The 12,991-nt window shown below is 29.7% G+C and carries 14 protein-coding genes, 4 tRNA genes and 1 other RNA gene; 18 read left to right on the top strand and 1 reads right to left on the bottom strand.

The window, feature by feature from the left end; translation table 11 throughout:
• The first annotated feature begins 86 nt into the window (after positions 1–86).
• From bhDAH_RS02280 to bhDAH_RS02295, 4 genes are all read left to right on the top strand, one after another.
• The gene (locus tag bhDAH_RS02280; protein ID WP_012422222.1) at positions 87–1,604 is read left to right on the top strand and encodes a fibronectin type III domain-containing protein; all 1,518 of its coding nucleotides are present in this window, start codon (positions 87–89) and stop codon (positions 1,602–1,604) included.
• Positions 1,597–2,904, top strand: coding sequence for a tetratricopeptide repeat protein (locus tag bhDAH_RS02285; RefSeq protein WP_043924442.1), 1,308 nt, complete (start codon positions 1,597–1,599; stop codon positions 2,902–2,904). The genes bhDAH_RS02280 and bhDAH_RS02285 overlap by 8 nt, the downstream gene beginning before the upstream one ends.
• 68 nt (positions 2,905–2,972) lie before the next feature.
• Positions 2,973–3,062, top strand: a tRNA-Ser gene (locus bhDAH_RS02290).
• A gap of 66 nt (positions 3,063–3,128) precedes the next feature.
• A tRNA-Ser gene (locus bhDAH_RS02295) sits at positions 3,129–3,215 on the top strand.
• Between the two features lie 8 nt (positions 3,216–3,223).
• Here bhDAH_RS02295 and bhDAH_RS02300 read toward each other — a convergent pair.
• On the bottom strand, positions 3,224–3,934 hold the full coding sequence (locus bhDAH_RS02300) for a DUF3298 domain-containing protein (protein WP_012422224.1): 711 nt from the start codon (positions 3,932–3,934) through the stop codon (positions 3,224–3,226).
• Positions 3,935–4,062: 128 nt separating this feature from the next.
• Between bhDAH_RS02300 and bhDAH_RS02305 the strand changes: the two genes are divergently transcribed.
• The 14 genes from bhDAH_RS02305 to lspA all read left to right on the top strand — a co-directional run bounded on the left by bhDAH_RS02305 (position 4,063) and on the right by lspA (position 12,814).
• Positions 4,063–4,136, top strand: a tRNA-Arg gene (locus tag bhDAH_RS02305).
• 15 nt (positions 4,137–4,151) lie between these two features.
• Positions 4,152–4,238: transfer RNA gene (locus bhDAH_RS02310), tRNA-Ser, on the top strand.
• A 2-nt stretch (positions 4,239–4,240) separates the two neighbouring features.
• An RNA gene (gene ffs / locus bhDAH_RS02315) (signal recognition particle sRNA small type) lies at positions 4,241–4,338 on the top strand.
• 173 nt (positions 4,339–4,511) lie between these two features.
• Positions 4,512–6,164: a DNA polymerase III subunit gamma/tau gene (gene dnaX, locus bhDAH_RS02320; protein ID WP_012422225.1), complete on the top strand. Its 1,653-nt coding sequence runs from the start codon at positions 4,512–4,514 to the stop codon at positions 6,162–6,164.
• A 3-nt stretch (positions 6,165–6,167) separates the two neighbouring features.
• Positions 6,168–6,467: a YbaB/EbfC family nucleoid-associated protein gene (locus bhDAH_RS02325; protein WP_012422226.1), complete on the top strand. Its 300-nt coding sequence runs from the start codon at positions 6,168–6,170 to the stop codon at positions 6,465–6,467.
• Positions 6,468–6,470: 3 nt separating this feature from the next.
• Complete coding sequence (gene recR / locus bhDAH_RS02330; protein ID WP_012422227.1) at positions 6,471–7,055, top strand: recombination mediator RecR; 585 nt, start codon at positions 6,471–6,473, stop codon at positions 7,053–7,055.
• A gap of 218 nt (positions 7,056–7,273) precedes the next feature.
• Positions 7,274–7,783: a nucleoside-diphosphate kinase gene (locus tag bhDAH_RS02335; protein WP_012422228.1), complete on the top strand. Its 510-nt coding sequence runs from the start codon at positions 7,274–7,276 to the stop codon at positions 7,781–7,783.
• A gap of 9 nt (positions 7,784–7,792) precedes the next feature.
• Positions 7,793–8,611: a DNA adenine methylase gene (locus bhDAH_RS02340; protein WP_012422229.1), complete on the top strand. Its 819-nt coding sequence runs from the start codon at positions 7,793–7,795 to the stop codon at positions 8,609–8,611.
• A gap of 237 nt (positions 8,612–8,848) precedes the next feature.
• Positions 8,849–9,382 (top strand): hypothetical protein, encoded by a 534-nt coding sequence (locus bhDAH_RS02345; RefSeq protein WP_411431478.1) that lies wholly within the window; start codon positions 8,849–8,851, stop codon positions 9,380–9,382.
• Positions 9,379–10,089 carry an LptA/OstA family protein gene (locus bhDAH_RS02350; RefSeq protein ID WP_012422231.1) on the top strand — a complete coding sequence of 237 codons (711 nt, stop codon included), beginning with the start codon at positions 9,379–9,381 and terminating at the stop codon, positions 10,087–10,089. Before bhDAH_RS02345 ends, bhDAH_RS02350 begins: the two co-directional genes overlap by 4 nt.
• Positions 10,067–10,858: an LPS export ABC transporter ATP-binding protein gene (lptB, locus tag bhDAH_RS02355; RefSeq protein WP_043924443.1), complete on the top strand. Its 792-nt coding sequence runs from the start codon at positions 10,067–10,069 to the stop codon at positions 10,856–10,858. Before bhDAH_RS02350 ends, lptB begins: the two co-directional genes overlap by 23 nt.
• On the top strand, positions 10,855–11,544 hold the full coding sequence (gene pgeF, locus bhDAH_RS02360; protein WP_012422233.1) for a peptidoglycan editing factor PgeF: 690 nt from the start codon (positions 10,855–10,857) through the stop codon (positions 11,542–11,544). The genes lptB and pgeF overlap by 4 nt, the downstream gene beginning before the upstream one ends.
• A gap of 1 nt (position 11,545) precedes the next feature.
• Entirely contained in the window at positions 11,546–12,292 is a 747-nt protein-coding gene (locus bhDAH_RS02365; protein ID WP_043924444.1) for a Nif3-like dinuclear metal center hexameric protein, read from the top strand.
• A gap of 9 nt (positions 12,293–12,301) precedes the next feature.
• Positions 12,302–12,814, top strand: a complete 513-nt coding sequence (gene lspA / locus bhDAH_RS02370) for a signal peptidase II (protein ID WP_012422235.1) — start codon at positions 12,302–12,304, stop codon at positions 12,812–12,814.
• Positions 12,815–12,991 lie beyond the last annotated feature (177 nt).

Raw genomic sequence — 12,991 nt, forward strand, 5'->3', positions numbered from 1 at the left:
TTCTTTTTGTGATATAATATTATATCATATTTGAATCGTTGTATATTTTTTAATTCTTTTTCTGTTGAAAAAGATGAAGGTCTGTAATGAGATTGATTTTTATATTTGCGCTGTTTTGTTCGTGTATTTCTAGTGTTTTTTCTCAGGAACTTAAGTTGATTCTTGATTCTAAGGATGGATTTAAATTTATTCAGGAAGCCCATAACGTTAGCTTTACAAAAGGCAATAGAGATGTTCTTGGGATTTATTTGGGTAGATATAAGGGAGCTTTAGATTTTAATAGTGTTGATTTTAGATTAGAAATAGAAAAAGACAATATTGTTAAGGATGCTGCTTTAAACTATTTTGTTGATTCAAGCAATGCAAAGATTTCAAATTCTTTTTATAATATTGCAGGGAATTCTTTAATTTTTTATTCAAGTCGAAATACTATTAAGTTTAAACCATTAACAAAAAAGGCTTTCTTTTATTCAGGTAATGTAATTTCTGATTTTACTATCCAGTTTTGGGCATACCGTTCTACTTCTGTTACCGGAGAGGTTATTGTAAGTTGGAACGGGTATAAGAATATTAAAGGTGTTTGGCTAGATCAAGCCATTCGGTTAGAGAGTGAAGGCGGAACTTTTGTTTGGAATTTTAATAATGTGTTTTTAAACAATAATGGAGAACCGATTAAGATTAAGCTAAAGAGCGATGATGATTTTATTCCAAAAGAGTGGCATTTGCATACTGTGAGGTATAGGCAAAAAGATGGGTTATTGGAATATTTGATAGACTCTAAGCCCCAGGCTATAGAGTATGTGACTGCTGACAAGAGAGAAGGTTTTGGCTATTTGTTAAATATTGGTAATTTCATTGATTTTGCATTGGGACAGTATTTTACAGGGGCTATTGAGAATTTTGAAATTCATAAAAGTTTTGAAGACGTAAATAGTGCTTTCTTTTCAAGAGATAAGGGATATATTATTACAGAACCAATTAAGCTATCTAAGGACTATTCTCAAATTTTATCTATTGAATTTGATAGCGTAAAGCCAAAAGACACAGATATTTTTTATTATTATAGGTTGGATAATAAGGTGTTTTATGAAACAGGTAAGAATGGAGAGATAAAAAAGAATTTAACAGGAGATTGGATTCATTTTGATCCTAAAAATGGATTTCCTAAGTTTGATGTATCAAAATATATTCAAATTAAGGTGGAATTTTATCCAAGTGGTGATCCTGTGGAGAGTCCGGTTCTTTATGGCATGATTGTTACTTATATACCTGAGGCCGCACCTTTTCCGCCGCTAATAACAAAAGCTGTCCCAGGATCTGGTGAGATATTGATTGAATGGTTTCCAGTTATTAATAGTAATATTGGTGGCTATTATATTTATATTGGCGTTAGTCCTGGTAATTATCATGGTAAAGCCGGAAGTATTTTTACATCTCCTATTGATGTTGGTAATCAGACTTCTTTTAGAATTACAGGTCTTGAGAATGGAAGGCTTTATTATGTTAGTGTTGCTTCTTATAATTTAGACAAGAGTGTAAATGAAGCGTCTTTTTCAAAAGAGATTTCTGTCAGACCTATGGAGTTTTTTGAGCAATATGAATAGTATTAATTTTGAGCAAGCCTTAGAGCTTTATAAAAAGGGCGATTTTAAGAATGCTCTTTTAAATCTTGATGTTTTTGATGATAGTTTTGATTCTCTATCTCTTAAGTCTTTAATTTATTTTAAACTAAAGGATTATAAGGCACTCCTATATGTATTAGATACTTATCCTGTTTTAAATGAGTATAATTTTTTAATTAAACTTTTACATTATGGTAAATTTGAGGGTCAAGAAGATGAATTGAGTTATTTCCAAAATTATAATCTTGGTGTTTTTTATTTTGGATTAAAAGATTATGAGAAATCTTTAAGTTGTTTTTTAAAAGCCAATAAGCAACATCCTAGCTTGATTCAGGCTATTAATAATGCTGCTATTTTATTTGAGATTTTGGGCAGGAAAGATGAGGCTATCCAAATGATTGTTAAAGCTGTTGATGTGGATAAAAATAATGCTCTTGTTAAATTAAATGCTTGGTTTTTAAAAAATAATTGTATATTCAAGGATGCTAAACCATTTGAGATAGATGAGAGTTTTAAAGAGGCCAATCTTTCTCTTATTGTTAATTATTTAATGTATTATCTTTATTTTATTGGAGAGATCAGTGGTGCAATTAAACTTTCCGAGAAATTTTTAACAGATTCGAGTTATTCTAAATATATTTGGCATAATAGAGCAACTATTTTGCATAAAATAGGTAATATGACGCAAGCCACTAAATCCTATGTAAAAGCTATTTTAAGTTTTCCCAATATTTATACAATATATAATATGCATATTGCTACAATAGAGCTTTTAAATTTTTCTCCTAAGAGAGCTATTGATAGAATGTTGTTAGATTATCCTAATATGGATTTAGTTTATTTTTATGCATTTTTATTTTTTTTAAGGAATCGTGAGCTTGAAGATGCTCATTTTTATCTTAAAAAGCTTTGTGAAATTAAACCAGATATTTATTCTGCATTTTTAAATTTACTTGAATCTAGAGAAGATATTTTGATTGAAGAACTCTTAGACGAATTTGCAGTGTTTTTAAAGGGCAAATGGACGTTGGAATATTTGTTCTTTATTGACAATTCCTTGAATTTAAAAGATCCTGTTTTTGTATTTGATTATAATACTAGACTGTGTCCATATATTTGGAAAATTAGAGATGAACATATTGAACTTAGAGCTAGCAACAATGAAGTGGAACTTGCTGAGAAAATTTTTTTAGATGAACTTACACGAATTAAATTGGATGTTGCAATTAAAGAGATTAGAGACTTAATTGATGCTTATAGGGATTTTAGGATCAATTATTAAGGCTTTAAAAGTTATTTTTTGTTGACAATGTAATGACTCTAATATACTATTTATTAGTATACTTTCAAGGAGAGATGCCAGAGTGGCCGAATGGGGCTTCCTGCTAAGAAGTTGTCCTTTTAAAAAGGGGACCATGGGTTCGAATCCCATTCTCTCCGTAAGAGTTTTTGTTAAGGCTTATCTTGACAAAGATTTCTTTAGTTTATTAGTATGATAATAATTTAGGAGAGGTGGCAGAGTGGTTGAATGCTACGGTCTTGAAAACCGTCGTGGGTGTAAGCCTACCGTGAGTTCGAATCTCACCCTCTCCGTTTTTATTTTATTTTGAGCATATTGGACAATCTGTTTCCTGGTTTTCGGTATTGTTATCGATTGGAAAGATAAATTCAACTTTTCCATCTACGTGTGGGCGTATTACGATCGGGTCATAAAAAATTACTACATTATTGTTTTTAAAGTAATATTTATATTGTTTGAAAGTTTTTTCAAATTCTTTTTCAAATTCAGATTGATTGTCAGAATAAATACCAAATTTTCTAAAATCTTTCTCTACCTGTTCTCTTAATACTTGCATCAAAGAGTCTAATTGATCTTTTGAAATTATGTCTTTAAGTTTTATTTTTGCTTTTCCCCTTAAATTAATTGGATGATATGTTGTAAGTCCATTTGCATCATATTTGTCTATTGTGTATTGGCTGTATAGAACTGATGTTATTTTAAGGTCTGGGTTTTTGAATATTTCAAAGTCAGAGTTATAAGAAAATTCATAGGCATATTCTTTGGATTTGTTTGTTTTAAGTAATTCGGTTTTATAAATTTTCCATTCTTGTATAAACTCTTCAAATCCAAGTTCTAGGCCTTCTATGGTGGGAATTTGAGCATCGATGTGAAAAATATTATTATTCTCGTCAGTAATGGTCTCTTTGATAATTTTTGTTTCAATATTAATTTCAGTGCTTTCTATTTTTTCCTCATGTTTTGTGCATGACATCATTAATAAAAATATTGCTATTATGAGTTTAATTGCCATTTATTACTCCTTTTTTATAAATGAATCAATATTGTAATCTTTGTAAGAATATTTTTGACTTTTTTTATAAATTTGATTTTATTGTAATAAATAATAATTTTTATTACAATAAAATCAAATGTTTGTTTGTGCCCATAGCTCAGCTGGATAGAGCATTAGATTGCGGTTCTGAAGGTCAGAGGTTCAAATCCTCTTGGGCACGGAAGTCGTTGGTTTTGGAGAGATGGCCGAGCGGCTGAAGGCGCACGCTTGGAAAGCGTGTATACATGAAAATGTATCATGGGTTCGAATCCCATTTTCTCCGATTCCTAGGATCCGCACTATTGGGTGTTACCTAATCCCGTCAGGACTGGAAGGTAGCAGCGGTAAGTAATTACTCAATGAGTGCGTACGTCTTAGGATAAATTTATTTTGGTTTAGTAGGCAAGTATGCTTTTATAGAGTTAATACTTGATATTAAGTATTGATATTATATTTTACATATTGTAAAAGAATAATGTTTTTATTGTTTTAATGCTTTTGATTTTGTGTAATTTAAGGTTTAAGTGAGATTTTTATTGGTGTATGGGGAGATGGGATGATATCTGCAAGAGGTACTGCCATTAAGAGGCGTCCTAGAGATTTTAATTCTCTTGAGGGGCAAGATTTTGTTGTTGAGACCTTAAAACATTCAATAGAGAATAACAGAATAGCAAATGCTTATATATTTTCAGGACCACGAGGAGTTGGCAAGACTTCTTCTGCAAGGGCTTTTGCACGGTGTTTAAATTGTCAGGCAGGACCAACAATTATGCCTTGTGGTGTGTGTTTCAGTTGTAAATCTATTGATAATGATAATAGTCTTGATATTATCGAGATTGATGGTGCTTCAAATACTTCTGTTCAAGATGTTAGACAAATTAAAGAAGAAATAATGTTTCCTCCTGCCAGTTCTAAGTATAGGGTTTACATTATTGATGAAGTACATATGCTTTCAAATTCTGCTTTCAATGCTCTTTTAAAAACAATTGAAGAACCCCCTAGTTATATTGTTTTTATTTTTGCTACGACAGAGGTACATAAACTTCCAGATACAATAAAGAGCAGGTGTCAGCATTTTAATTTTAGGCTTTTACCTTTAGAGAAGATTTATGAGATGTTAAAGCATGTTTGCCTTGAAGATAACATTAAATATGAGGATGAGGCTTTAAGGTGGATTGCTTATAAGAGTGGAGGGAGCGTAAGGGATGCTTATACTCTCTTCGATCAAATTGTGTCATTAAGTAATTCTGACATTAATTTTGAACAAATCAAATCTAAGATGGGATTGACCAGTGATGAATTTTTAGAAAAATTGGCATTAAGCATTCTTAATGATGATTTAAAGGAATTGCTTTGTGTTTTAGATGCTGTATTTTTAACAGGGATTTCATGTGAGCAATTTCTTCTTGATGCAATTGAGTTTTTTAGAGAGATATTATTTCTGAAATTAGACATTAAAAATCTTATGTTTATTGGTATTAAACTTAAGAGTTTAAAAGAAAAATTATCAAGTTTTGATTTGAATCATGTTGAGAGAAGTATTAGTGTATTACTTGAGACTTATAGGAATTTGCAGTTTTCAGTAAGTCCTAAATATGAACTTGAGATTAGTTTTATTAAGATACTTAGGCTTAAAGATTATGTACCTAGTCATTTTTTAATTAAGCAAATTCAAGATATCGAAGCTAAGGTACTTGATGAGGTTAGTTTTGATGTAAATGATGTTGATGTTGATACTGATTTAAAATCAGAATTAGGTAATATTCCTTCAGTAGATCCAGTAAAATTGGGTTTAAGTAAAATTGATACCGCATTAAAGACTGAAGTTAAAGATTCTAGGCGTATTGATTTTGCTGATGGTGATGATATTGATGAGATTTTTATAGAGACAAAAGATAGTTTTGATAAGGTAGATGATAATGATAAAATTAAAGAAAGTTTTATTTATTTAGTATCTAAGTATGTTCAAACTTTAGTATATTCAGGAGAAGTTTTGATTGACAATGGTGTGCTTTATTATAAAATTTTTAGTGGATTTGAGTATAATCAGCTTCAAGCTTATCAGAATGAAATAAGAGCTGAATTTTGTAAAGAATTTCCTAGATTGAATGTTATATTTCAGAAGCAGTTTAAGGATAATGATGATGAGTTTGATAATGAGGTGCTTAAGATCAAAAACATTTTTGGAGCAAGTGAGGTGAAAGATTAGGATATGGCAGTAAATCCATTAGATTTTTTAAAAAATATGACAAGCTTTAAAGATAATATTGATAATCTTAAAAAAGAAATGTCTCAAATTGTTGTCTGTGGCAGGGCAGGAAGCGATGTTATCGTTGTTGAGATGAATGGAGAATTTCTTGTTAAGAAAGTTTCAATTAAAGAAGAATTTTTTAGTGATTTAGATAATGAGGCTCTTGAGCACATGATAAAATCGGCTTTTAATGATGCTATTTCTAAGGTTAAGGAAGAGATAAAATCAAAAACAATGGGCTCTATGCCATTTGGGATTTAAGATTTGATTATACAAGATTTAATTGTTTTAGTTTCTAAATTGCCAGGCATAGGTAAAAAGACAGCATCACGAATGGTTTATGATATTTTGTATAAGGGTGAGGAGTATGCAAAAAATTTGGGACAAATTTTAAGCAATCTCCATTCTAGCATAAGAAAATGTAAAAATTGTTACAATTTTGCTGAGGAAGAATTTTGTGATATTTGTATGGATTTAAGTAGGAATAAAAATGTGATTTGTGTTGTGGAGATGCCGCAAGACTTAGAGGTTATTGAATCTACTGGGGAATATGATGGATTTTATTTTGTACTTCATGGTCATCTTGATCCTTTAAAAGATATTGGTCCAAATAGATTAAATCTTGATAAGTTAGAAGGTTATGTTGGTGCCCTTGAGGCTCAGGAAGTGATTATTGCTACAGAATTTAGCATTGAAGGGGATGTAACTGCAAATTATATTAGTAGTATTTTAAAGAATTTAGATATTAATGTCACAAGAATAGCATCTGGTCTTCCTGTTGGAGGTAGCATTAGTAATGCAGATAAAATGACTACCCTGAGGGCTTTGCGTTTAAGATTTAATATGTAAGATTCAAGATGCATTTATTTTTTATAGATTTTAAAATTGTTTCAAGTGATTTTTGCTCATTTCAAGTATTAATTTTAATTCTTTAATTTATAGTTTGAGAATTAAAGTTTATTTATAATCTTATTTTTTATTTATTCTTTTGAAGCAGATGTTTATAAAGTCAATAACTTATATCTTATAATTAACTTGAATTGTAATGAAAACATTGGGAGGTTTTTATGTCTACTTTAATACAAAAAACTTTATGTATTATTAAACCTGATGGTGTTAGAAGGGGTTTGATTGGTAATGTAATTTCTAGATTTGAGAAGGCAGGATTGAAAATTGTAGCTGCTAAGATGACTTTAGTTAATAGAGCAATGGCCGAGATTCATTATCTTTATGATGATATTGCTGTAAGGCATGGCGAGTTTGTTTGGCGATCTTTAATTGATTTTATAATTAGTTCACCAGTTTTTGTGTTTGTTATTGAAGGTGTTGAAGCTGTTGAGGTTGTTAGAAAATTTTGTGGTTCTACAGAACCAAAAGTAGCTGCTCTTGGGACAATAAGGGGTGATTTTGCTTATCATAGTTTTAACTATGCGAATGAGAAAAAGTTTGCAGTTTATAATGTGATTCATGCTTCCGCTAGTGTTGATGATGCTCTTCGTGAAATACCCATTTGGTTTAAAGAAGATGAAATTTTAACTTATAAAAGGAATGATGAGCTTGAACATTATTATGGTTAAAATATTAATATGAGCGTTGCAATACGGCCTGTTTTGAAATGGGCTGGTGGTAAGAAAAATTTATTGAAAGTTATTTTAAATAATATTCCCCTTTCTTTTAATAATTATATTGAACCTTTTGTAGGGGGAGGGGCATTATTTTTTGCTTTGAATTTGAAAAATTCAATTATTAATGATATAAATTCTAATTTGATTAATTTTTATAGGGAAATTGCCTATAATTTGGATAATTTTTTATTAGAGGTTGAAAAATATAATAATGCTCCTTTAACTAAGGAGCATTATGTTCATATTAGAAATAGTTTTAATAATGAAGATTTAACTAATTTAGAAAAGGCATGTATTTTTCTTTATTTGAATAAAACTTGTTATAATGGTCTTTATAGAGAAAATGGAGATGGGAGATTTAATACTCCTTTTGGTAAATATAAAAAGATTAGTCTTTATGAAATTAAAAATTTACAATTGGCTTCTAAGCTTCTGCGGGAGGTTAAAGTTTTAAGTCTAGATTTTTTTTGTTTACTTGATTTTATTAAAAAAGATGATTTCGTTTATCTTGATCCACCTTATATACCTTATTCAAAGACAAGTAATTTTACAAATTATAGTAGATATGGATTTGATGTTAGAATGCATGAAAAATTACTACATTTTTGTGAGGAAATAGATAAAAAGGGGGCTAAGTTTTTGCTTTCAAATTCTAATACTGCATTTAGTCTTGGGTTATATAAAAACTATAATGTTGCTTTTGTTGATTCTAAAAGATTTATTAATGCAAATCCAGGTGGGCGTGGTAGTATAAGGGAAATTCTAGTGAAAAATTTTTAGTAGTATTGCATAATTGTTATAGTATTTGTGGATAGGCGTAAAGATGAGCTGTTTTAAATGGAAGCAGAGATCTTATATGGGTTGAGTAATTTATATTATAAATTTTAGATTTAAATGATTGTGGATAATAATTGTCTGAGTCTGGTGAATGAGAGCCATATTGAGATTCTGATATTTACTTTTCAATTGGAAAGCTTAAAAGGTGTCTTTTTATAAGCTTATGTAAGGACTTGTATGATGAGATTTGCTTTATTTTATTTTTTGCCGCTTTTGTTTATCTTAAATTGTACTTTTGATTACGATGAACACTCTGGTAGGGCAGAGACTGCTAAAGAGACCCCTTCAATACAAATATTGGGGATTAGTTATCATAATGTTGTAGGTGGGAAGAAGCAAACTGTATTGGAAGCTTTAAGCTTTAATTATTTTAATTATTACAAGATTTATAAAGTTGATAATGGAAGATTTTTGTATCATTCTTTGGAAAATCGGATTTCAGGTAAATTTAGTAGTTTAGAAGGCTCGCATGTTACTAAAGATTTAGATATGAAAGATTCTGTGGAGTTAAAGATAGAAGATATGAATAACTATTATCTGATTAATACCAATAGGCTTTTATGGAAAGATAATGAGAAAAAACTATTATCGCCCCCAAATGAGTCAGTATTTATTAGATTTGATGAGAGTAATATAACTGGAAAAGGATTTTCATATTTTTTAAAGAATAATAATTTTTATTTTTATTCTGGTATTGAAGGACTTGTAAAATGAGAAATTTGATTATCTGTTTAGTTTATATTACTTTTTTAAGTGGTTATGCACAAGATCAAAAGAGTTTTGATAAATCTGAAAAGTTGGCTGAGAAGTTAAAAACTGAAGATGGTACGCAGAAAAAGGGTGAATTTACTTTTAGAGCGGATTTTTCCTATGGTATTATGTCACCTCTTTATAGGAGAATTATTTTAAAGGGAAATCCTGAGGTTATTTCTTCTGATTTTAAGCTTAGGGCTGATGAGATTGAAATTTATGGAGAAGGGAGTGCTTATATTGAGGCCCGTGGCAATGTTTATTATGAAGATTATGTTAATAAAATGAATGTTAAGTCACAATTCTTATTTGTTAATAGGAAATTAGATAGTTTTTATCTTCAAAAAGGTGTTGAGCTTGAAGATTTGGAAAATGAACTTGTTGTTAAGGCTGAGAGAATTGAAGGTAGTCGTAAGACAAGTGTTTATATTATGCAGTATTCTGTTAAGATATATAAAGGTGATATTTTTGCACGAGCTGAGAATGGAATTTATAATAAGGAAGAAAAAGAAATTGTTCTTGAAGGTGTTCCGGTGATTTATCAGGATGATAATTATTATTCTGCTTCAAGGATAGTTTTAAATACAGAAACCAAAAAATATAATCTTGAGGGTGATGTTGAAGGTAAATTTACTCAAGTGGAGGGAGATGTTCCCCAACAGAAAAAATAGAATAAAATCGATTAAAGAAAAGCTTAGCCTTGGTACTGTTACTGATATTGTTCTAAAGGCAGATAACATTGTTAAGAAATATGGAGAAAAATTAGCCGTTAATGGTGTTACTATTGATGTGCATCGAGGCGAAGTTGTAGGTTTGCTTGGGCCAAATGGTGCTGGGAAAACCACAACATTTTATACTATTGTAGGTTTTATTAGAGCTAATAGTGGGCATGTCCTTATAAATAGTCATGATATTTCTGGTCTTAACATGTATGAGCGAGCACGGTTAGGAATTGTCTATCTGCCTCAAGAACCATCTATTTTTAGGGAGCTTACAGTTGAAGATAATATTTTAGTTGCTCTTGAGAGGAGGGAAGATTTATCTCAAGCTGAGCGTAAGATGGAACTTGTAAATCTTCTTAATGACTTTGAAATCAAGAGAATACAGCATCAAAAAGCTTATACTCTCTCTGGTGGAGAGAGAAGGCGAACTGAAATAGCTAGGGCTTTAGCTGTAAGTCCATATTTTCTGTTGCTTGATGAGCCTTTTGCAGGTATTGATCCTATTGCTATTGGAGATATAAAAGATATAATAAGGATTTTGAAGAGTAAGAATATTGGGGTTTTAATTACTGACCATAATGTAAGAGATGCTTTTGATATAATAGATAGGGCTTATATTATTTATCAAGGACAGGTGCTTGATGAGGGCAATGTTGATTATGTTATAAATAGCGAGAAAGCCAAAAAGCTTTATCTTGGTGAAGAGTTTAGATTATGAGAGTAGTAGAGAGGAAATTTTATTATGAGTTTGAATTAGATTCTAGCATTAAATTGATCTATACTAAGAAGCCTTTTGATTTGGATATAAGAGATATTAATAGCGATAATTTAAGTTTTATTCCTAAGGATAAAAAAATAAAATATTTAAAACAATTACATACGAATGTTGTTTATAAAGTTTCTGATGATTTTGTTAATTTTCAGGAAGGAGATGGACTTGTGTCTTCTTCTTGCAATGTTGCCCTTCTTGCTTACTATGCAGATTGTCTTCCGATATATATGTTTGACAAATCAAAAAAATATATCGGGCTTGCTCACAGTGGATATAAGGGTAGTTTTAAGCTTATCATTTTAAAAATGTTACTTATGTTTGAGAGTATGGGTTCAAATTTTGAGGATTTGAAAGTTATCTTTGGGCCTTATAATAGGTCATGCTGTTATGAGGTTTCATCTGAGTTTCTATCAGAAGTGAATTTAAAATTTAGTAAAAAATTGTTAGATATATCTTTTTGTAAAAAGGATGATAAAATATATTTTGACAATGCCAATTTTAATTTGGGATTGATTTCTAATTTTAATTTAGATGTTGAGGATTCAGGTTTGTGTACTTACTGTAATTACAATCTTTATTCTCATAGAAAGTTTAGGGGCAAGAGAAGTTACGCTTCGATTTGGAGAATTTAATTTGACTGTTAAAGAGTTATCATCCAATTTGGATGAAATTTTTAAGGTAAAAGATTATAGGAATATTGATAAGAGTCTTAATGGGCTTCAAGTAGGTAATTTAGAGCTTGAGGTTAAGCGAGTCGCTCTTGCTGTTGATGCAAGTATGGCAACTTTAAGAGAATCAAAAGATTATGATTTTTTAATTACTCATCATGGTATTTTTTGGTCAAAATCAGAAAAGATTGTTTCTGGAATGTATGAAAGAGTTAAATGGCTTATTGACAATGACTTAGCACTTTATTGCGTTCATTTGCCTATGGATGCTCATTCTGTTTATTCTCATAGTAAAGTATTCTCTGATTTCTTGGGGTTTCATAGCCCTATTCCCTTTGCAAATTATAAAGGGTTCAATTTAGGTATTATTTCTATTGCTGGATTTAATTTTTCTGAAATTTTAAAAAGAATTGAAACTCATAATAAACATGTTCTTTATTACAAAAAATTTAAGGAATATGTTGAAAAGGTAGCTATTGTTAGTGGTTCTGGATATTCTTTTTTTGAAGAAGCATTAGAACATGGAGTTGATTTGTTCATAACAGGGGATACCTCCCATCAGATATATCCTTTAGCTGAAGAATATGGTGTGAATTTGATATTTGCTGGCCATTATTTTACCGAAACATTTGGTTTAATCAAATTAATGGAATATTTTAAGATTCAAAAAGAATTAGAGGTTAATTTTATTTTAAAAGATACTAATTTATAAGGATTTTATATGAATATAGATAGAAACAGATTAATTGGCAGTGTTATATTTATCTTTATTTTAGTTTTTATTGATCAATGGTCTAAGTATTTGGTTGTTAAATATATCAGCATTGGAACTGAATATTTATCTTTTTTTGGCGATTTTTTTAAAATAATACATGTGAGAAATACTGGGATTTTATTCTCAATAGGTGCTAATATTAATTCTAGCTTGAAAAATTTGTTTTTTCTTGTAATTCCTATTATTATTTTGGTTTTTGTTTTTTGTTTTATTTTAAAAGAAACTAATAAAATAGCTAGAATTGCTCTTATATTGATTTTATCTGGTGGTATTGGGAATATTATTGATAGGCTTTTTAGACCCTTAGGAGTTGTGGATTTCTTGGACGTGAAATTTTTTGGTATTTTTGGCCTTCAAAGATGGCCAACTTTTAACTTTGCAGACAGCTATGTTGTTATTGGAATAACTTTATTTATAATTTATGATTTGTTTGCCAAAAATAAAAGTACTGATTTATGAATATTTTATACTTTATTTTATGTTCATTAATTAATTTAGCTTTAATGTTTTTGGTTTTTTTTATTGAATTTCTTGTTATTGCTAAACTAAATATTATTGTTTCTTCTGTTTTTCAGTTTATTTTGGTTTTTTTTATGATTATTATTTCAATTGTGGTAAGCTATTTTGTATCAAATA

This window comes from Borrelia hermsii DAH (assembly GCF_023035675.1).
Classification (GTDB): Bacteria; Spirochaetota; Spirochaetia; order Borreliales; family Borreliaceae; genus Borrelia; species Borrelia hermsii.